Source organism: Caballeronia sp. NCF2 (assembly GCF_023631205.1).
GTDB lineage: Bacteria > Pseudomonadota > Gammaproteobacteria > Burkholderiales > Burkholderiaceae > Caballeronia > Caballeronia zhejiangensis.
Genome location: NZ_JALQDN010000069.1, coordinates 118348 through 136773, shown reverse-complemented (window position 1 = coordinate 136773; position 18426 = coordinate 118348). Strand labels below are relative to the sequence as shown.

General features: G+C 64.1%; 17 protein-coding genes. 9 read left to right on the top strand and 8 right to left on the bottom strand.

The genetic code is table 11. From position 1 onward, the window contains the following. Positions 1-3 precede the first annotated feature (3 nt). The 5 genes from NCS02_RS27890 to NCS02_RS27870 all read left to right on the top strand — a co-directional run bounded on the left by NCS02_RS27890 (position 4) and on the right by NCS02_RS27870 (position 4755). Positions 4-999, top strand: a complete 996-nt coding sequence (locus tag NCS02_RS27890) for a hypothetical protein (RefSeq protein WP_033536888.1) — start codon at positions 4-6, stop codon at positions 997-999. 90 nt (positions 1000-1089) lie between these two features. Next, positions 1090-2553: an aldehyde dehydrogenase family protein gene (locus NCS02_RS27885; protein WP_250479356.1), complete on the top strand. Its 1464-nt coding sequence runs from the start codon at positions 1090-1092 to the stop codon at positions 2551-2553. Between the two features lie 14 nt (positions 2554-2567). Further along, positions 2568-3623 carry a maleylacetate reductase gene (locus NCS02_RS27880; protein ID WP_250520205.1) on the top strand — a complete coding sequence of 352 codons (1056 nt, stop codon included), beginning with the start codon at positions 2568-2570 and terminating at the stop codon, positions 3621-3623. Next, a complete protein-coding gene (locus NCS02_RS27875; protein ID WP_250520204.1) occupies positions 3620-4438 on the top strand; it encodes an intradiol ring-cleavage dioxygenase in 819 nt (272 codons plus the stop codon). Before NCS02_RS27880 ends, NCS02_RS27875 begins: the two co-directional genes overlap by 4 nt. Further along, a complete protein-coding gene (locus NCS02_RS27870; RefSeq protein ID WP_250520203.1) occupies positions 4435-4755 on the top strand; it encodes a Rieske (2Fe-2S) protein in 321 nt (106 codons plus the stop codon). Before NCS02_RS27875 ends, NCS02_RS27870 begins: the two co-directional genes overlap by 4 nt. On the opposite strand, the gene NCS02_RS27865 is transcribed toward NCS02_RS27870, so the two are convergent. Continuing rightward, entirely contained in the window at positions 4748-5656 is a 909-nt protein-coding gene (locus NCS02_RS27865) for a lipopolysaccharide biosynthesis protein (protein WP_175980308.1), read from the bottom strand. The two genes, NCS02_RS27870 and NCS02_RS27865, sit on opposite strands and share 8 nt — an antisense overlap. 40 nt (positions 5657-5696) lie before the next feature. Between NCS02_RS27865 and NCS02_RS36495 the strand changes: the two genes are divergently transcribed. Then, the gene (locus tag NCS02_RS36495) at positions 5697-6110 is read left to right on the top strand and encodes a hypothetical protein (RefSeq protein ID WP_350029906.1); all 414 of its coding nucleotides are present in this window, start codon (positions 5697-5699) and stop codon (positions 6108-6110) included. A 254-nt stretch (positions 6111-6364) separates the two neighbouring features. Here the strand turns inward: NCS02_RS36495 and NCS02_RS27860 are convergent, their stop codons facing one another. From NCS02_RS27860 to NCS02_RS27845, 4 genes are read right to left on the bottom strand one after another with little or no spacing between them, the layout of a single operon-like run. Then, the gene (locus NCS02_RS27860) at positions 6365-7108 is read right to left on the bottom strand and encodes a FadR/GntR family transcriptional regulator (RefSeq protein ID WP_008346102.1); all 744 of its coding nucleotides are present in this window, start codon (positions 7106-7108) and stop codon (positions 6365-6367) included. Positions 7109-7127: 19 nt separating this feature from the next. Then, a complete protein-coding gene (locus NCS02_RS27855) occupies positions 7128-7919 on the bottom strand; it encodes an ATP-binding cassette domain-containing protein (protein ID WP_008346100.1) in 792 nt (263 codons plus the stop codon). Continuing rightward, positions 7919-8929: an ABC transporter permease gene (locus NCS02_RS27850; RefSeq protein ID WP_008346099.1), complete on the bottom strand. Its 1011-nt coding sequence runs from the start codon at positions 8927-8929 to the stop codon at positions 7919-7921. The genes NCS02_RS27855 and NCS02_RS27850 overlap by 1 nt, the downstream gene beginning before the upstream one ends. Continuing rightward, positions 8929-10035, bottom strand: coding sequence for a sugar ABC transporter substrate-binding protein (locus NCS02_RS27845; protein WP_008346098.1), 1107 nt, complete (start codon positions 10033-10035; stop codon positions 8929-8931). Before NCS02_RS27845 ends, NCS02_RS27850 begins: the two co-directional genes overlap by 1 nt. Before the next feature lie 325 nt (positions 10036-10360). On the opposite strand from NCS02_RS27845, the gene NCS02_RS27840 reads away from it, so the two are divergent. Next, positions 10361-12103, top strand: coding sequence for an IlvD/Edd family dehydratase (locus NCS02_RS27840; protein ID WP_008346097.1), 1743 nt, complete (start codon positions 10361-10363; stop codon positions 12101-12103). Between the two features lie 3 nt (positions 12104-12106). Here the strand turns inward: NCS02_RS27840 and NCS02_RS27835 are convergent, their stop codons facing one another. Both NCS02_RS27835 and NCS02_RS27830 read right to left on the bottom strand, forming a co-directional pair. Then, the gene (locus NCS02_RS27835; RefSeq protein ID WP_250520201.1) at positions 12107-13030 is read right to left on the bottom strand and encodes a DMT family transporter; all 924 of its coding nucleotides are present in this window, start codon (positions 13028-13030) and stop codon (positions 12107-12109) included. 99 nt (positions 13031-13129) lie between these two features. Next, complete coding sequence (locus tag NCS02_RS27830; RefSeq protein WP_250520200.1) at positions 13130-13897, bottom strand: DeoR/GlpR family DNA-binding transcription regulator; 768 nt, start codon at positions 13895-13897, stop codon at positions 13130-13132. 224 nt (positions 13898-14121) lie between these two features. Here NCS02_RS27830 and glpK point away from each other — a divergent pair, with 224 nt between their 5' ends. After that, a complete protein-coding gene (gene glpK / locus NCS02_RS27825) occupies positions 14122-15645 on the top strand; it encodes a glycerol kinase GlpK (protein WP_250520199.1) in 1524 nt (507 codons plus the stop codon). Position 15646: 1 nt separating this feature from the next. Beyond that, a complete protein-coding gene (locus NCS02_RS27820) occupies positions 15647-17209 on the top strand; it encodes a glycerol-3-phosphate dehydrogenase/oxidase (protein WP_502800904.1) in 1563 nt (520 codons plus the stop codon). An 11-nt stretch (positions 17210-17220) separates the two neighbouring features. Here NCS02_RS27820 and NCS02_RS27815 read toward each other — a convergent pair whose 3' ends face one another. Then, the gene (locus NCS02_RS27815) at positions 17221-18411 is read right to left on the bottom strand and encodes a porin (RefSeq protein WP_250520197.1); all 1191 of its coding nucleotides are present in this window, start codon (positions 18409-18411) and stop codon (positions 17221-17223) included. Between the last annotated feature and the right edge of the window lie 15 nt (positions 18412-18426).

Sequence of the window (18426 nt, the reverse complement as noted above, 5' to 3'; positions counted from 1 at the left end):
ATCATGGATCAAGCCATTTTTCTGCAAAGCGTCGTCGCCACCGACCCCGATGCGTCCACCGGCTATCGCACGTTCAAGCTCGGCGAGTTCGAGTTCAGCCGCGACGCGTATTTCGTCACCGTGAAGTGGCCGGCAGAAGGACAGACGCGCTCGCATCAGATGCACGCCGACGACTTCCTGCGCGCGATGATGCGCGACGTCGCGTGGGGTTTCTTCTACGGCTGGGTCAATTTCGATGAAGTGATCGGCACGCGCAATCACTACGGCAAGGTCGACATGTATGCCGGCGCGTACAACGCGAGCTTCCGCGAAGCGGGCGTCGATTACACGCAGCAATTCGAAACGCCGATCATCATGGCGACGTTCAAGGCAATCCTGAAGGACTGGGTGAACGAAGGCTTCGATCCGTTCGCGGCACCCGAGGAAACCGGCTCGGCATTCGGCGCCAAGCACGGCGACAACATCGCGGCGATCGACCGCACGCGCATCGCGACGAAGCGCATGCCGGGCCTCGAAGGCGATTCGCCGTTGCGCGACGACTTCCCGGTGAATCGCCAGTTCGCGGATGTATCGCAAGACGAGCCGGAGATTCATGCGGAGCCTGAATTCGAAGGGCAATTGCACGCGTTCAGCCTCTTCAAGTATCTGTCGCGTTCGGACGTGACGTGGAATCCATCGGTCACGTCCGTGTGCAAGCAAAGCCTCTTTTGCCCGACGACCGAGGAATTCGTGCTGCCGGTTTTTCACGGCAACGATCGCGTCGAGTGGTTCCTGCAACTGTCGGATCAGATCATCTGGGATGTGGCCGACAAGGACACCGGCGAGCCGCGCGCGCGCATCACGATGAACGCCGGCGATATCGCCGCGATGCCCGCCGACATCCGCCACAAGGGTTATTCGCAGAAACGCTCGATGCTTCTCGTCTGGGAGAACGCGACGCCCGATCTGCCGAGGCGCTACGAAAGCGGCGAACTGCCGCCGTATCCGGTCGCGTTCTAAGCCGCCTACGGTTTCCCTTCGACAAGAACGATGCCTTGAAAAAGGCGTCGCGGGGAACGCTTCGTCTTCAATCTTCGACACGAGCAAGACATGCAAACGCAACTCTTCATCGACGGCCGCTTCGTGGCCGCCCTGTCCGGCGAAACGCTCGCGACACTGAATCCGCACGACAACAGCGAGATCGCGCAAGTCTCGATGGCCGGCCGCGAGGATGTCGATCGCGCGGTTCAAGCCGCAAAAAAGGCATTCCCGGCGTGGAGCGCGATGGCGGCGGCGGATCGCGGACGCCTGCTCCTGAAACTCGCCGACGCTATCGAAGCGAACGCCGATGAACTCGCGCGCCTCGAATCGATTGACACCGGCCATCCGATTCGCGATACGCGCAATCTCGATGTGCCGCGCACGGCCGCGACGTTCCGCTATTTCGGCGGCATGGCCGACAAGTTCGAAGGCTCGGTGATTCCTGTCGAAGCCGGCTTTCTCAACTATCTGACGCGCGAACCGGTCGGCATCGTCGGACAAGTGGTGCCGTGGAATTTTCCGCTGATGTTCACGAGCTGGAAGATGGCGCCCGCGCTCGCGGCGGGCAATTGCGTCGTGATGAAGCCCGCCGAACTCACGCCCTTGTCGAGCCTCGCGATCGCGCAGTTGATGGCCGAGGTCGGCTTTCCGGCGGGCGTCGTGAACGTGCTGCCGGGTCTCGGTCACGTCGCGGGTCAATACATCGCGGAGCATCCCGAGATCGGCAAGGTGGCGTTCACCGGATCGACGGCGGTGGGCCGCAAGATCGTGCAGGCATCGAGCGGCAATCTGAAGAAAGTGCAGCTCGAACTCGGCGGCAAAGGGGCGAACGTCGTGTTCGGCGACGCGAATCTCGATGCTGTCGTGCAAGGTTCCGCGTTCGGCATCTTTCATAATCAAGGGCAGGCGTGCATTGCGGCGTCGCGGCTGATCGTGCACGAATCCATCGCCGATGACTTGCTCGAACGCTTCACGTCGCTCGCGCGCTCGATCCGCATCGGCGATCCGCTCGATCCGTCTACGGAAATGGGTCCGCTCACATCGCAGATGCATCGCGATCGCGTGCTTTCGTATGTCGATGTCGCGCGGGAGCAGGGCGGTCGCGTGCTCGCGGGCGGCAAGTCGCCGGACGCCGCGGGGCTCGCGAAAGGCTGCTATGTCGAACCGACCATCGTGCAGGCGAAGCCGACCGATCGCGTCGCGCAGGAGGAAGTGTTCGGCCCGTTCGTCACCGTCAGCACGTTCAGATCGGATGAAGAAGGACTGGCGATTGCCAACGGCACCGAATACGGCCTGGGCGCGGGACTCTGGACGCGCGATCTGCAACGCGCGCATCTCTTCGCGCGGCAACTGAAGAGCGGCATGGTGTGGATCAACTGCTACAAGCGCGTGAGTCCGGGATCGCCTTTCGGTGGCGTCGGCGCGAGCGGATACGGACGCGAGATGGGCTTCGAAGTGATGCGCGAATATACTCAGGCAAAGTCGGTGTGGGTGAATGTCGACGCCAATATTCCGCCTTACTATCCACGTTGAGCGCACCCGAAATCATGCAATCGTTCGTTTATCAGGGCATGCCGTCGCGCGTCGTGTTCGGTGCGGGAAGCATCGAACACGTCGAACGCGAAATCGAACTTCTGGGCGCAAGGCGCGCGCTCATTCTCTCGACGCCGCCGCAACGCGATCAGGCCGAAGCGCTCGCCGAACGCATCGGACATCGCGCGGCGGGCGTGTTCGCCGAAGCGGTGATGCACGTTCCCGTCGAAACGGCGCGCGCGGCGCGGGAGTATGCGGAGCGCATCGGCGCGGATTGCGCGATCGCCATCGGCGGCGGCTCGACGACCGGTCTCGGCAAGGCGATCGCGTTGACATCGTCATTGCCGATACTCGCCGTGCCGACCACTTACGCAGGCTCGGAAATGACGCCGATCTACGGCCTCACCGAAGCCGGCTCGAAGAGGACCGGCCGCGACATGCGCGTGCTGCCGAAGACCGTGATCTACGATCCGCAACTCACGGTCTCGCTGCCCGCGTCGCTTTCGGTGACGAGCGGCATCAACGCGATCGCGCACGCTGCCGAAGGACTGTACGCGCAGGACGCGAATCCCATCGTGAGCCTGATGGCCGAAGAAGGCATTCGCGCGCTCGCGCAAGGCATCGGCAAGGTCGTCCGGAATCCTGAGGATATGAATGCGCGCAGCGATTGTCTCTACGGCGCTTGGCTGTGCGGCGCGGTGCTCGGAAGCGTAGGCATGTCGTTGCATCACAAGCTGTGTCATACGCTCGGCGGTACGTTCAATCTGCCGCACGCGGAAACGCATACCATCGTGCTGCCGCACGCGCTCGCCTATAACCGCGATGCCGCGCCCGGCGCGATGAAGCGCATCGCTCGCGCATTGGACGCCGACGATGCCGCGCAAGGCACATTCGAACTCGCACGGGCGAACGGCGCGCCGACCGCGCTCAAGGACATCGGCATGAAGGAGAGCGATATCGACATCGCCGTCGATATCGCGTTGAAAAGCCCGTACTGGAATCCGCGTCCGGTCGAACGCGCGCCGCTGCGTGCGCTGATCGAAGCGGCCTACGAAGGACGACGACCATGAACGAACACCTCACGCAATCCGTCGCCGACGCCTTCGGCCAATGCGCCGATGCGCGCACGAAGGAGATCGTCGTCGCGCTGGTGCGTCATCTGCATGCGTTCGCGCGCGAAGTGAACCTCACGCACGACGAATGGCGACGCGGCATCGAGTTCCTCACGGCGACGGGCAAGAAGTGCGACGGCATCCGGCAGGAGTTCATTCTGCTGTCGGATACGCTGGGGCTTTCCATCGTGCTCGACGACATCAATCAGCATCTCGATGAAGCCGCGACCGAAAGCAGTCTGCTCGGCCCGTTCTATCGCGATGGCGTGAAGGAATCGGCGTTCGGCGCGAACATCGCGCAAAGCGATGGCGAGCCGGTGTTCTTTCATGGCACGGTCGGCGACGTGAACGGCAAGCCCGTCGCCGATGCGCTGATCGAAGTCTGGCAAACCGCGCCGAACGGCATGTACGAAGGCCAAGACCCGGATCAGCCGGAAGGCAATCTGCGCGGGCGCTTTCGCACGAATGCCGACGGCGCGTACGCGTTCCATTCGATCAAGCCGACGAGCTATCCGATTCCGACCGATGGTCCCGTCGGCCAGATGCTCGTCGCTACGGGACGTCATCCGATGCGTCCCGCGCACATCCATTTTCGTATCGACGCACCCGGCTACGAGCCGCTGACAACCGCGCTCTACTCGTCCGACGATCCGTATGTGAACTCCGATGCAGTGTTCGGCGTGAAGCGCTCGCTCGTCATCGAGTATGTGGCGAAGGAGGGCGGTTACGAGGTGGCGCGCGATTTCACGCTGCTCGTGAAGGAGCCCGCGTGAACGTTCTTTGCGCGCTCGACGACATTCCCGATGGCGGCGGCTTCGAAGCCGCGCCATCGGTTCTCGTTCTGCGACGCGGCGGCGATGCGTGGGCGTATCGCAACGTTTGCCCGCATTTCTCGATACCGCTCAACTACGAGCCCGACGCGTTCTGGACCTATGAAGGCGCGCTGCTGATGTGCGCGCATCACAGCGCGATGTTTCGCTTCGAAGACGGCTTGTGCGTCGATGGTCCATGCCTTGGCGCGAGTCTCAGGCACATACCCATCTGCATCGACAATGGCCGCGTGCTGATCGAAGGCGAAAGCATCACATAGGATGCGCCGCGACGAAGTTCTTGTACGCGGCATAGGCGTCCTTCTGCGTGTGGCCGTCGTTCTCGAGCAAGCCGTATGCGCCGCCGCCCGGAAGACCCGCCGGATCGTCATAGAGTTGGTACGTCTGAACCGATTCGATGCCGTAGGTCGATGCGAGCGCGACGAACTGCGCCAACATCTTGTTGCCGACGAGATATGCCGCGATCTGCTGATCGGTGCCGAAGTTCGGGCGCACGCCGGCCTCGTTGATCCAGATCGGCTTGCCGAGCGCCTGAAGCGCCGCGAGCACGTTGTGACAGCCCGTGCCGCCGCACGCGTTGGTGATGTCGTTCATGTCCGAGTACCAGTGCCACGCGGTGATGTCCCAATTCACGACCTCATGCCCCGTGCTGCCATCCGGCTCCGTGCCGGCCGCGAGCATTTGCGCGAAGCCGTAGTGCAGCCAGGTGCCGCCGCCCAGAATGATCTTCCCCGACGTATCGACCGACTTGATGCCCGCGATCATCCCGCGAATGACGCCGCGCAGGATCCTGAACTTGACGGCATCGTATTGCGACGGAAGCACGCCATCGACATTGCCGAGCAGCAGCGCCGATTCCATCTCGTTCGTGACCTCGTAGTACGCATAGCGGCGCGAACTCGCCGTCTGTTGGCCGAGCGCGAAACCGGCGTTGTAGCCGTCGGTTTCGTTGATGAACGTGGCGATATCCATCAGGATCACCGGATACACGGTGACGCCGCCTGCCGCCATGATGTCGGCGATGCCCGCGAGCTTGTTCGCGGTGCCCTGGCTATAGACCTCGTTGCGATACAGCTTCGCGCCGAGATCCTGCAATTGCGAAAGCTGCAGCGCGGGGCTGGAGATATCGTAGGCGCCGCCTTCATTGTTGTGACCGTTCACGCCGTAGAAGAGTCGCGCGGACGGCGTCGGCGTCGGCGTCGTGGTGCCTGTGTTGCCGGTGCTCGCGTTATCGGTGCTCGTGCTATCCGTGCTCGACGCCGGAGCGGGCGCGCTGACCGTGGGCGAAGATGTGCCGCTCGACGCGGTGTCGTCGGAGGTGTCGCTCGCGGTGGCGGGCGGGCTCGTCGTGAGCTTGGTCGTCCCCGTGCCCGATGGCGATGTATCCGATCCCGTCACGCTCGCGGAAGAAGCCGACGCGCTGCCGCTCTGCGCGGCGCTACTCGATGACGCGTTGTCGCTGCCGCCGCCACCGCCGCCGCCGCATGCGGTGACCAACACGCTCACCGCTGCAACGAGCGCAATAGACTTGAATCGGATGAAGCGGAAGGCCGGAGCGAAGTTCGTCATTTCAATACGGATTACTAAGTGGCTGACATCCATCTCCACGAAGTAGGCGTACGTTGCGCGAGTCGTCCGGACGAACGCGGACGGACCGGTAACGGACCTTCGTCCCGCGTCGGACGCAGGAACGGTGGAATGCTTGTCGATTAACCCCGGTGAGCCGTCCGGAAGAGGGCGCTGCCGGACACGTGGGGCGAAGAGGAGACCGCGTCGAAGCCGGTCTCAATAGGGTTTACGGCAGGGATGAACGGGACTTGAATGAATTTCGTCCGATGCAAACGTTACGACGCGAAAGATCGGGAAAACTTACCCGGAGAGGGGACGGTCCGGTTCGAGCGCCGCGCCGCCGAGGATGGACGTGGCGTCGGCGCGTGCGTTGTCGAGCTGCACGACGCTCGCCTGACGCGCCGCGAGCGCATCGCGGTTCGCGATCGCGGTGAAGATCGCCTTGTGACGCGGTAGTGACAGCGCGTGCGTATTCGGGTGGCGGCTCGTGAGCTTGATCGACTCGCTGAGCGCGAGCGACAGCATGTTGCCGATATACGCGAGCATGTCGTTGTGTGTCGCCGCCATGATCGAGCGATGAAACTCGAGGTCCGGAACGAGCAGATCGGCGGCGGTCTGCGCACCTTCCATGCGCTCATACGCAGCGCCGATGCGCGCGATGTCGTCATCCGTCGCGGAGATGGCCGCGAGCGCGGCGGCGGCCGGTTCGATGATCTGGCGGACTGTCATCAGCGAGCGGAAGAACTCGCCTTCGGGAAGATGGCTGATGGTCCAGACGAGCACGTCCGGGTCGAGCATGTGCCATTCGTCGCGCGCGCGCACGACGCTGCCCACGCGCGGCTTCGATACTACGAGCCCCTTCGCGACGAGCACGCGCGTCGCTTCGCGCAGCACGGGACGGCTCACGCCGTAGCTTTCGCAGAGCGTGGGCTCGGCGGGCAGACGCTCGCCCGGCGCAATGCGCCCGCTGACGATCTGCATGCCGAGCTCCTGCACGATGCGTCCGTGCATGCTCTTGCGTTGCTTGGGGTTGCGGTAATCCATGACGCGCAGCTCGAAACGGCTATTGAGCGGTCGTCGCGCGCATCGCCCGATATTCCCGTCTCACGATGTCCATCAGTTCCGCGACCGATGTGTTCGCGCTGCGCTGCTCGTAAGTCACGCGGCCGCGCTGCATCAACATGATGCGATCCGCGATGTCCAGCGTCTGCGCATAGTTGTGCATGATCATGATGATCGAGAGGCCGCCCTTTTCCTTCAAACGCATCACGAGATCGATGATGAGCGCGGCCTCGCGCGCGCCCATCGCGGCGAGCGGCTCGTCGAGCAACAGGATTTTCGCGTTCGAATGCACCGCGCGCGCGACCGCGATCGCCTGACGCTGACCGCCCGACAGACGCTCGACCGGCAGATCGACCGAAGGCACATGTACGCCGATATCCTCGAGACATTGCGCCGCGCGCTCGCGCATCTGCTTGTGGTCGACGAGCCTGAACGGACCGCGCCGCACGATCTCGCGATTGAGGAACATGTTGTGATAAATCGACAGCGAATTCGCGAGCGCAAGGTCCTGATACACGCATTCGATGCCGAGCGCGCGCGCATGATCGACGGACTTCAGCAGCGTTTCCTCGCCGTGCACATGCAGCGTGCCGCTCGTCTGCTGATGAAAGCCCGTGAGAATCTTCACGAGCGTCGACTTGCCCGCGCCGTTGTCGCCGAGAATGCCGAGAATCTCGCCACGGCCGAGCGTAAGCGACACGCCGTCGAGCGCCGTCACCGCGCCGAAGCGTTTGACGAGCTTGTCGCCGCGCAGCGCGAGATCGGTGGCGGCTGCTGCTTGCGGGTCTGCCATCACCGTGCTCCCTTGCGGCGAATGCGGCCGATGTGGATATTGAAGATCATCGCGGCGAGAATCGCGGCGCCGAGAATGATGTTGAACGTGAACGCGTTGATGCCGATGAGCGTGAAGCCATCGCTCAGAATGCCGAGCACCGCCGCGCCGAGCAGTCCGCCGACAATCGTGCCCGAGCCGCCCGTCAAGGGCGTCCCGCCGATCACGGCAGCGGCCACGGCGAGGAACATGATCTGATTGCCGCCCGCTTGCGGATCGATCGACGTGATGCGAAAGCTTTCGAGAATGCCCGTGAATCCGGCGAGCACCGCCGCGAGCACGAAATTGCCGAGCCGCAGCCGGTTCACATGAATGCCCGCTTCGCTCGCGCCGAGCGGATTCGCGCCCGCCGCCTGCGTGTGCAGACCCCAGCGCGTATGCCGCAACAGCACATGCATGACGAACGCGATCGCAACGGTCCAGATGATCTCGCTATAGCCCCACGCGCCCATCACGGCGGCGAATTCCGGCGAGCCCGGCGTCGCGGCGGGCGTGCCCCGCGAGACGGTCAGCGTGATGCCGTTGATGAGAAAGAGCGTGCCGAGCGTCGTCACGAACGAAGGCAGGCGCAGAAAGACCGTCACCGCGCCGTTCACGAAGCCGATGATCGCCGCGGCGATGAGCCCCGCGATCACCGCGAGCCACATCGGCGCGCCCGCTTCGTTCGCGAACACCATCATGAACGGCGCGAATGCGAAGACCATGCCCGCCGACAGATCGATGTCGCCGCCGATCATCAGCATGATCTCGCCGAACGCGATGATCGCGACCGGCGCGACATACTGCGAAAGGTTGACGAGGCTCGCGTTGCTGAACAGGAAGTCGTGGTTGATGAACTGGAAGTAAGCCGCGAGCAGCACGGCCACGAGGAGGATGCGCAACTCCGGCGCCCAATGCGACGCCCACGCACCGCGCGGACTGGCGATCCGCGCGGGCGTCGTTGCTTTACGGGGTTCGTTCACTGTGTTCATCAGGACTTGATGGCCCCTTTCATCGGCACGATTTGCGGCTTGGTGGTCTTGCCTTCATAACGCGTCGACGTGTTGAGATACGGCTCCACCGTATCCTTCGTCACGAACTTGAGACCGGTATTGATGTTCGCCGGCCCGACGAGCCCGCCCGACGCGAGGAACACGAACGCTTCCATCACCGTGTAGAAGCCCTGCACATACGGCTGCTGGTCGATGGTGAAATCGAGGAAGCCTTCGTGGATGAGCTGGATCGTCTGCGGCAACAGATCGAAGCCGCCGCCATGCACGCCCTTCGAAGGCAGGTTCGATTCCTTCATCACTTGCGCGACGCCTTGCGTGCTGCCGGCATCGACTGCGAACATGCCTTTCAGGTCCTGATGGCCGAGATAGAACGACTTGATCTTCGACAGTTCTTCGTTGACGGTCGCGCCCGTCGCAACGGTCTGAATGTCGATCTTCTTGCCGGATTTCTTGATCGCATCGCTCGCGCCGTCGAGACGCGGCTGAATGTTCAACTGTCCCGGCGTCGCGATGAAAAGCGCGACCATGCCGCTGTCGATCATGCTGGCGATTCGCTCGCCCATCTGATAACCCGACAGATACAGATCCTGTCCGATGTATGCGAGCCGCGGATTCGTCTTGCCGCGCGGTGCATCGGCGTTGTAAGCGAATACGGGAATGCCGGCGTCGAGCGCGGCCTGAATGGGCTTGTCGAATGCGTTCGGATCGACGATCGGCACGGCGATCGCATCGGCTTTCGCAGCGATCGCAGAATTCACCGCGCGCACCATTTCGCCCGCGTCGGACGTGGCCGAGCCGGTCCACTGATAGTCCATGCCGAACATGGAGCACGCATCCTGAATGCCGTATTGCGTCGGCACGAAGAACGGGTTCGTCGTCACATGATTGACGAACACGATCTTCCATTTCTTGTGCTGCGGAAACGCCGCTTCGGCCGCCTGCGCGGACGAGATCAAACCGCCGCCACCGGTCACGCCGCCCAGGAGCGACAGCGCCGCGCCGAGTCCCGCGCCCTGCATGATGCCGCGCCGGCCCGCGCTGATGAGCTTGCTGTCGTTTGCGTCGTCATCCCGATTCTGCGCCATGTGTTCCTCCGGTCTCTTCTTCGTTGGTCGATGGGTCGACTCATCGTCGATCGCTGTCAGATACTGGGTCTCACGGCACGTCATACACACGCGGCTTTCATGGATGAAAGAACGAAGCGTTGCGGATGACCATGCGAACAGTGCGAGAGGGCGATTCGAGAGCGCGGCGTTTTGAACTAGTAATTGGGACGACGAAGCCCGCGCGCTGACTTCAATAGACAAACTATATGCAGAGTGTTTTGACGTGGCGATTAGCGTTTTCCCGGTACGCCCCATCGATATAGTCATGCTATTTATAGGTCTTTCCCATCAAGTGATCAAAGCCATGAGCGCCCCAAAAGCCAAGCTCCGTTCGGCCGCGTGGTTCGGCACCGCCGACAAGAACGGGTTCATGTACCGGAGCTGGATGAAAAACCAGGGCATTCCGGACCACGAGTTCGCGGGCAAGCCGATCATCGGCATATGTAATACGTGGTCCGAACTAACGCCGTGCAATTCGCACTTCCGCAAGCTCGCCGAGCACGTGAAGCGCGGCGTGTTCGAAGCGGGCGGGTTCCCCGTCGAGTTTCCGGTGTTCTCCAACGGCGAATCGAATTTGCGTCCCACCGCGATGTTCACGCGCAATCTCGCGAGCATGGACGTCGAGGAAGCGATACGCGGCAATCCCGTCGATGCGGTCGTGCTGCTCGTCGGCTGTGACAAGACGACGCCCGCGTTGCTGATGGGCGCGGCGAGCTGCGACGTGCCCGCGATCGTCGTCTCGGGCGGACCGATGTTGAACGGCAAGCACGAAGGACGCGACATCGGCTCGGGCACGGTCGTATGGCAACTCAGCGAGCAGGTGAAGGCGGGCAAGATTTCGATTCACGAGTTCATGTCGGCGGAAGCGGGCATGTCGCGCTCGACGGGCACCTGCAACACGATGGGCACTGCATCGACGATGGCGTGCATGGCCGAAGCGCTCGGCGTCACGCTGCCGCACAACGCCGCGATTCCGGCGGTCGATTCGCGTCGCTATGTGCTCGCGCATCTGTCGGGCATGCGTATCGTCGAAATGGCGCTCGAGGATTTGCGTCTGTCCAAGCTGCTCACGCGCGAGGCCTTCGAAAACGCAATTCGTGCGAACGCGGCGATCGGCGGATCGACGAATGCGGCGATTCATTTGAAGGCGATCGCGGGGCGCATCGGCGTGAAGCTCGAACTCGACGACTGGACGCGCATCGGTCGCGGCACGCCCACGCTCGTCGATTTGCAGCCTTCGGGCCGCTTCCTGATGGAAGAGTTCTACTACGCCGGGGGCTTGCCCGCCGTCTTGCGGCGTCTCGGCGAAGCGAACCTGATTCCGCATCCGGATGCGCTCACCGCGAACGGCCACACGCTGTGGGAGAACGTGAAGGAAGCGCCGCTCTACAACGACGAAGTGATTCGCCCGCTCGACAAGCCGCTCGTCGCCGATGGCGGATTGTGCGTGCTGCGCGGCAATCTCGCGCCGAATGGCGCGGTGCTGAAGCCGTCGGCGGCGACGGCTGCGTTGCTGAAGCATCGCGGGCGCGCGGTCGTGTTCGAGAACTTCGACGACTACAAGCACCGTATCGCCGATCCCGATCTCGATGTCACGGCGGACTCCGTGCTCGTCATGAAGAATTGCGGGCCGAAGGGTTATCCGGGCATGGCGGAAGTCGGCAACATGGGCTTGCCGCCGAAGCTGCTCGCGCAAGGCGTGACGGACATGGTGCGCGTGTCGGATGCGCGCATGAGCGGCACCGCGTATGGCACCGTCGTGCTGCACGTCGCGCCCGAGGCACGCGCGGGCGGGCCGCTTGCGATCGTGCGCGATGGTGACTGGATCGAGCTCGATTGCGACAACGGCGTGCTACGCATCGACATCGGCGACGATGAAATCCGCGCGCGCCTCGATGCGTGGAACGCGGCGAAGAGCGAGATTCCCGAGGATAAAACGGGTTATCGCAAGCTGTACGTCGAGCACGTTCTTCAGGCCGATGAAGGTTGCGACTTCGACTTTCTCGTCGGATGCCGTGGCGCGGAAGTGCCGAAGCATTCGCACTAGCCGCTATCTGCGCGGCTTCCATGTGGCGATGGCGACGCCGAGCACGGCGACGCCCATCGCATACCATGCGGTCCTCGGCAGCACTTCGCCGAGAAAGAAGTACGACAGCACGGCGGCTGCCGGCGGCACGAAGAAGAACAGCGACGCGACTTGCGAGACCTTGCCCGCACGCGTCATCGCAAGCAGCAGCGTGATCGCGATCAGCGAATTGCCGACGACGAGATACGCGAGCGTCGCGATGAATGTCGGCATCCATTGCACTTGCGTGTGCTCGAAGAGCAAGGCCATCGGCGCGCAAAACACGAAGCCGACGCTGTATTGCACGAGATTCGATGTCACCGGATCTTGCGCGGTCCCCAGGCGCTTTTCATAGAGCATCGCGGCCGTGATTCCGACGAGCGCGCCGATCGCCATCAGCACCGGACCGAGCGATTCCGCATGCAGCGGCCCGCGCGCGACGATCACGCCGGCCGCGCCCGCGAGCCCGAGCAGCAAGCCGATCCATCTGCGCACGCCGATGCGTTCGCCGACGAACTTCGGCGCGAGCACGCCGACGAGAATCGGCTGCAACGACACGATCAGCGCGAGCACGGACGTCGCGATGCCCGCGGTCATCGACAGATAACTCAGTCCGAAGTACATCACCTGCACGAGAAAGCCGACGACGCCGAGATGCAGCCACGCGCGCGCGTTGCGCGGCCATTGCGGACGCTTCACGGCGCATACCGCGAGCAGCACGCCGACGCTCAATGCGAAACGTATTGCGAGAAACGTCAGCGGCGACGCGTAATGCAGGCCGGTTTTCGCAATCGGAAAGCCGGCGGACCAGAGCAGCAAAAAGAGAATCGGACCGCCGGTCGTGAGCCAGCGGCGTTCGTTGTGCGTGCTGCGGTCTTCCTTCCGGCCGATGTGCGGCGCTTGCGCCATGTTCGCGTCCCCGTGCTTGTAAGCGGATGCTGTCAAAGTACCCGATTGTAGTGTCCGCGACGCTGCGGACGACAAGGACGGTTCGCCGATCGCGTCGCCTTAATCCGCGACATGCACGGCGACATCGGCGAGACTTTCCGCGATCCATTCGGGCGGCGGGGCGTCGGTGAAGAGCGCGTCGATCTGGCTGAGATGCCCGAGTTTCACGAGCGCGGCGCGGCCGAACTTCGAATGATCCGCAACGAGAAACACCGTGCGCGACTGCTCGATGATCGCCTGCGCCACGCGCACTTCCGCGATGTCGAAGTCCCGAAGCGTGCCGTCTTCCTCGATGCTCGAAATGCCGATGATCCCGAAGTCCACCTTGAACATCCGGATGAAGTCGACGGCCTGCTCGCCCACGACGCCCTTGTCGCGCGCGCGCACTTTGCCGCCCGCGACCATCAGGTCCGCGTCGGACTCGTCCGCGAGAATGTTCGCCACGTTCAGGTTATTCGTGATGACGCGCAGGCCCGTATGCTGGCGCAGCGCGCGCGCCACTTCCTCGGTCGTCGTGCCGAGATTGATGAAGAGCGTCGCGTGATTCGGAATCTCCGCCGCGACCCGCCTCGCGATGCGACGCTTCTCGTCGAGAAACATCTCCTGACGCGCCGTGTACGCGGCGTTCTCGGAGCTCGTCAGCGCGCTCGCGCCGCCGTGATATCGGCGCAGCAGGTTCCGATCGGACAGCCAGTTGACGTCGCGCCGGATCGTCTGCGGTGTGACGTCGAATTGCGCCGCGAGGTCTTCGATGGTCGCGAAGCCGTCTCGGGCGACGCGATCCAGCAGCGCGCGCTGCCTGCCGTTCAGTGCTTGGTCGGATGTCATCGAAAGCTGCTCGGAATCGCAAAAAAATGAAAATTATCGGATGCGCGCAGTGTACGACGAAAGCCGCCGCCGACCAACGCCGGCTCTGAAATTGCCGGTTCACATGCGCTCGAACAGTGCGTCCGCCATCTTTCCGTCGACGCCACGCGATGCTACGATGGTTGAAAACGAATATTCAGATTCGTATTCGAACATTCTCCGAACCGGCTGTCTGGAGTGGCCGCATGAGCCAGCGACGTTTTATCCTTGCCCTCGACCAGGGCACGACCAGTTCCCGCGCGATGCTGTTCGCCCATTCGGGCAGCGTGATAGCGAGCGCGCAGCGGGAGTTCGCGCAGCATTATCCGCAGCCGGGGCGGGTCGAGCACGATCCCGCCGACATCTGGCAGTCGCAACTCGCCGTCGCGCACGAAGCGATGCAGAAGGCCGGCGCGCGGGCTTCGGATATCGCCGCCATCGGCATCGCCAATCAGCGCGAAACCACGCTGCTCTGGGACCGGCAAACGGGCGCGCCCGTCGGACCCGCGATCGTCTGGCAGGACCGCCGCACCGCCGCGCATTGCGCCCGTCTGATCGAATCCGGCGCGGAATCGCTCATCGAAGAAAAGACGGGCTTGCGCATCGATCCATACTTTTCCGCGACCAAGCTCGCGTGGCTGCTCGACAGCGCGCCCGGCCTGCGCGCGCGCGCGTGCCGCGGCGAATTGGCGTTCGGCACCGTCGATAGCTGGCTCCTCTGGCAACTGAGCGCAGGCCGCCGCCACGTAACCGATGTATCGAATGCCGCGCGCACCGCGCTCTTCGACATCCGCGCAGGCGCATGGGACGACGAGCTGCTGGCGCTCTTCGATATCCCGCGCGCCGTGCTTCCCGAAGTCGTGGCATCGAGCGGAGCGATCGCCCATACCGACGCCGCGTTGTTCGGCGCGCCGATTCCGATCACAGGCGTCGCCGGCGACCAGCAGGCCGCGACCTTCGGGCAGGGCTGCGTCGAGCCGGGCCTCGTCAAGAATACCTACGGCACCGGCCTTTTCATGCTGATGAACACAGGCGCGCAGCCGGTCGCATCGCGGCATCGGCTGTTGACCACGATCGGCTGGGAATTCGGCGGGCAGCGCACCTACGCGCTGGAAGGCGCGGTTTTCATGGGCGGCGCGATCGTCCAGTGGCTGCGCGACGGTCTCGGGTTCATCGAAAGCGCGGCGGAAATCAGCGCGCTCGCCGCGCAATGTTCGTCGAGCGAAGGCGTCGTGCTCGCGCCCGCATTCGCGGGTCTGGGCGCGCCGTATTGGGATCCCTACGCGCGCGGCACGCTGCTCGGCATGACGCGCGGGACGAATCGCGCGCATATCGCGCGGGCCGCGCTCGAAGCCATCGCGTTCCAGACGGTCGATGTCCTCGACGCGATTGAAGCCGATGCCGGCATCGCCGTGAGCGAGCTGCGCGCGGACGGCGGCGCGTCGCAGAGCGACCTGCTGATGCAGATTCAGGCCGATCTGCTCGGCCGTCCCGTCGTGCGCCCGAGCGTCACGGAATCGACCGCGCTCGGCGCGGCCTGCCTCGCCGGACTCGGATCGGGCTTCTGGTCGAGCCGCGACGAAATCGCGAGCGCGTGGCCGCCCGCGCGCCGGTTCGAACCCGCGATGGCGTCGGCGGAACGCGCGATGCACATCGAGCGCTGGCATCGCGCGATCGATCGCGCCCGCGCCTGGGAACATCCCGCCGAAGAACCGCTTTCCACGGTCTGACATGAAAACGAACATGCCATCCGGACGCGCGGCGCTCTTGCGCGAAACAGATCAGACGCCGTTCTTCGATGTCGTCGTGATCGGCGGCGGCGCGAGCGGTCTCGGCACGGCCGTCGATGCGGCGTCGCGCGGTTATCGGACCTTGCTGCTCGAAGCGCGCGACTTCGCGAAGGGCACATCGAGCAAGGCCACCAAGCTCGTGCACGGCGGCGTGCGCTATCTCGCGCAGGGCAACATCCCGCTCGTTCGCGAAGCGTTGCGAGAGCGCGGACTGCTCGCGCGCAATGCGTCGCATCTCGTGCACGCGCTCGGTTTCATCGTTCCCGCGTACCGGCTCGGCGACAAGCTGACGTACGGCGCGGGCCTCAAGATCTACGACTGGCTCGCGGGCTCGCTCAACCTGCGCGCGAGCCGCAGCCTCGATCTCGCCGAAACCCGCGCGAAATCGCCGATGCTCGCCGAATCGCTGCACGGTCACGCGCTGCGCGGCGGCACGCTTTATTTCGACGGCCAGTTCGACGACGCGCGTCTCGCCATCACGCTGACGCGCACGCTCTTCGATCTCGGTGGCGTCGCGCTGAACAATGCGGCGGTGCGCGGCGTGCAGTTCGATCGCGCGGCGGGGCGTCATCGGCTGGAGGTGGAGGACGTCGAAAGCGGCGACCGGTTCGCGGTGAGCGCGCGCTGCGTCGTCAATGCGACGGGCGTCTGGGTCGATTCGATCCGCGCGATGGCCGAGCCCGGCGCGCGCCCGATCGTCGCGCCGAGCCAGGGCGTGCATCTGACCTTGCCCGGCCGCTTCCTGCGCAGCGATAGCGCGATCCTCGTGCCCAAGACGCAGGACGGGCGCGTGCTGTTCATCGTGCCGTGGCACGGTCACGCGATAGTCGGTACGACCGACACGCCGCGTCACGACTTGCCGCTCGATCCGCGCGCGAGCGACGAGGACATCGATTTCATTCTCGCGACGGCTGCCGATTATCTGTCCGTCAAGCCGACGCGCGACGATGTCCTGAGCGTATGGGCGGGGCTGCGTCCGCTCGTGAAGAGTGACGGCGCGGCATCGACCGCGTCGTTGTCGCGCGAACATACCATCGAAATGAACGCGACCGGCATGATCACCGTGACGGGCGGCAAGTGGACCACGTACCGTCTGATGGCGCAGCAGGTGATCGATCTCGCCGTCTCGAAGCACCTGCTGAGCGCTGCGCCGTGCCGAACGGCGTCGTTGCCGCTGCATGGATCGACGGCGGAGCAACACGGCTACTACGGTTCCGATGGGGCAATCATCGATCGTCTGCCGGGCGCGCAAAACGTTCTGGTGAAGGCGAGCGGCCTGACCGAGGCGCAGACGCGCTTCGCGGCGCGGGCCGAACTCGCGCGCTGTGTCGAGGATGTGCTCGCGCGGCGCAATCGCGCGTTGTTTCTCGATGCCGCCGCCGCCCGCGATGCCGCGCCCGAAGTCGCCAGAATCATGGCCGAAGAACTCGGGCACGGCGCGCAATGGCAAGCGGAAGAAATCGCGCGTTTCGATGCGTTCGCGCGAACCTGGATGCTGTCGTAGCGGCGCGTCGATCAGAACGCGTGCCGGATGCCGACCATCGCGACGAACTGCGACGGTCCCGACGAAGGCGACGCGTTCTGCGAATCGCCGACGACCGCCACGGCATTCGCAATCGCCACGCCGCCCGTTCCGCCCGACGCGATGAGCGACTGACCCCGCGCGTGCTGATACGCCTGCAGCGCATAGAACGTAGTGCGCGCCGACAGGCTGTACGTTTCCTCGAACGAAATCTGGTGATACTGCGCCGCATCGCCGATGCCGTTGGCCCTGCTCGCGCGCGTGTAGCTGTAGCCCGCCGCGACATTCACCGCGGGCGTGAACCGGTAAGTGGCGATGGCGCCGTAGCTGTTGAACACGGCTTCATCGGCGAAAAGCGAGCGCGAGCCCGGCGCATAGTGCACGTTGGAATAGTTGAGGCCGAGCATCAGATCGTTGTACGTGTAGCGCGCCGCCGCCGCGATCAGTTGCGCGCTTTGTGCGCTCGCGTAGCCGTTGTTCACCGGCGAGTTGATCGCGAAGCTCCCGAGCGCCGGGCTGGTCGCGATGTCTTTCAGCTTCACGTAGCCCGCCGCGATCGCGAAAGGCTTGTAGTCGTAGCGAAGCGCGGCACTGAAGTTGCTGCCGCTCGCGATGCTGCCCGGCGCGCCGCCGAGCGCGTATTGAACGCTGAACGCGAGACCCGCGATCACCGGCGACGCATACGTGACCGCGTTGTTGAAGCGCAGCGTGGTGTCGAGGGCATCGACGTCGCCGGGATGCGCGCCGGTCGCGCCGGTCAGCACGCCCGTCGGTCCGAGCGCGCCGACCATGCTGAAGTAAGGCGTGTACTGGCGGCCGAGCGTCAGCGTGCCGTAACGCTCGTGGCTCAAGCCCGCATAGGCTTGACGATTGAACATCGCGTTTGCGCTGGCTTGCGCGCCCGTCAGCGAATTGAAGCCGCTTTCGAGCCGGAAGATCGCCTTCGTGCCGCCGCCGAGGTCTTCCGCGCCGAGAAGCCCGAACTTGCTCGCCTGCAGATTGCCCTGGCTCATGTAGACGTTGGACTGCCCGCGCTGGTTGCTGACATACGCGAACGCGTTATCGACGACGCCGTAGAGCGTGACGCTGCTTTGGGCCGTCGCCGTGCCGCTGAACAGGGCGACGGCGAGAGAAATGGACGTGAGGACGCCTGCGCGCGTCCGTGCGCGATTCAAGGACTTCATTGCTGATTACTTTCC

Excerpts from the sequence above, each read along its gene's own strand:
- NCS02_RS27815 (WP_250520197.1), bottom strand. The coding sequence starts at position 18,411 with ATGAAGTCCTTGAATCGCGCACGGACGCGCGCAGGCGTCCTCACGTCC.
- NCS02_RS27840 (WP_008346097.1), top strand. The coding sequence starts at position 10,361 with ATGAGCGCCCCAAAAGCCAAGCTCCGTTCGGCCGCGTGGTTCGGCACC.
- NCS02_RS27855 (WP_008346100.1), bottom strand. The coding sequence starts at position 7,919 with ATGGCAGACCCGCAAGCAGCAGCCGCCACCGATCTCGCGCTGCGCGGC.
- NCS02_RS27845 (WP_008346098.1), bottom strand. The coding sequence starts at position 10,035 with ATGGCGCAGAATCGGGATGACGACGCAAACGACAGCAAGCTCATCAGC.
- NCS02_RS27860 (WP_008346102.1), bottom strand. The coding sequence starts at position 7,108 with ATGGATTACCGCAACCCCAAGCAACGCAAGAGCATGCACGGACGCATC.
- glpK (WP_250520199.1), top strand. The coding sequence starts at position 14,122 with ATGAGCCAGCGACGTTTTATCCTTGCCCTCGACCAGGGCACGACCAGT.
- NCS02_RS27890 (WP_033536888.1), top strand. The coding sequence starts at position 4 with ATGGATCAAGCCATTTTTCTGCAAAGCGTCGTCGCCACCGACCCCGAT.
- NCS02_RS27875 (WP_250520204.1), top strand. The coding sequence starts at position 3,620 with ATGAACGAACACCTCACGCAATCCGTCGCCGACGCCTTCGGCCAATGC.
- NCS02_RS27830 (WP_250520200.1), bottom strand. The coding sequence starts at position 13,897 with ATGACATCCGACCAAGCACTGAACGGCAGGCAGCGCGCGCTGCTGGAT.
- NCS02_RS27820 (WP_502800904.1), top strand. The coding sequence starts at position 15,647 with ATGAAAACGAACATGCCATCCGGACGCGCGGCGCTCTTGCGCGAAACA.
- NCS02_RS27880 (WP_250520205.1), top strand. The coding sequence starts at position 2,568 with ATGCAATCGTTCGTTTATCAGGGCATGCCGTCGCGCGTCGTGTTCGGT.
- NCS02_RS27835 (WP_250520201.1), bottom strand. The coding sequence starts at position 13,030 with ATGGCGCAAGCGCCGCACATCGGCCGGAAGGAAGACCGCAGCACGCAC.
- NCS02_RS27885 (WP_250479356.1), top strand. The coding sequence starts at position 1,090 with ATGCAAACGCAACTCTTCATCGACGGCCGCTTCGTGGCCGCCCTGTCC.
- NCS02_RS27850 (WP_008346099.1), bottom strand. The coding sequence starts at position 8,929 with ATGAACACAGTGAACGAACCCCGTAAAGCAACGACGCCCGCGCGGATC.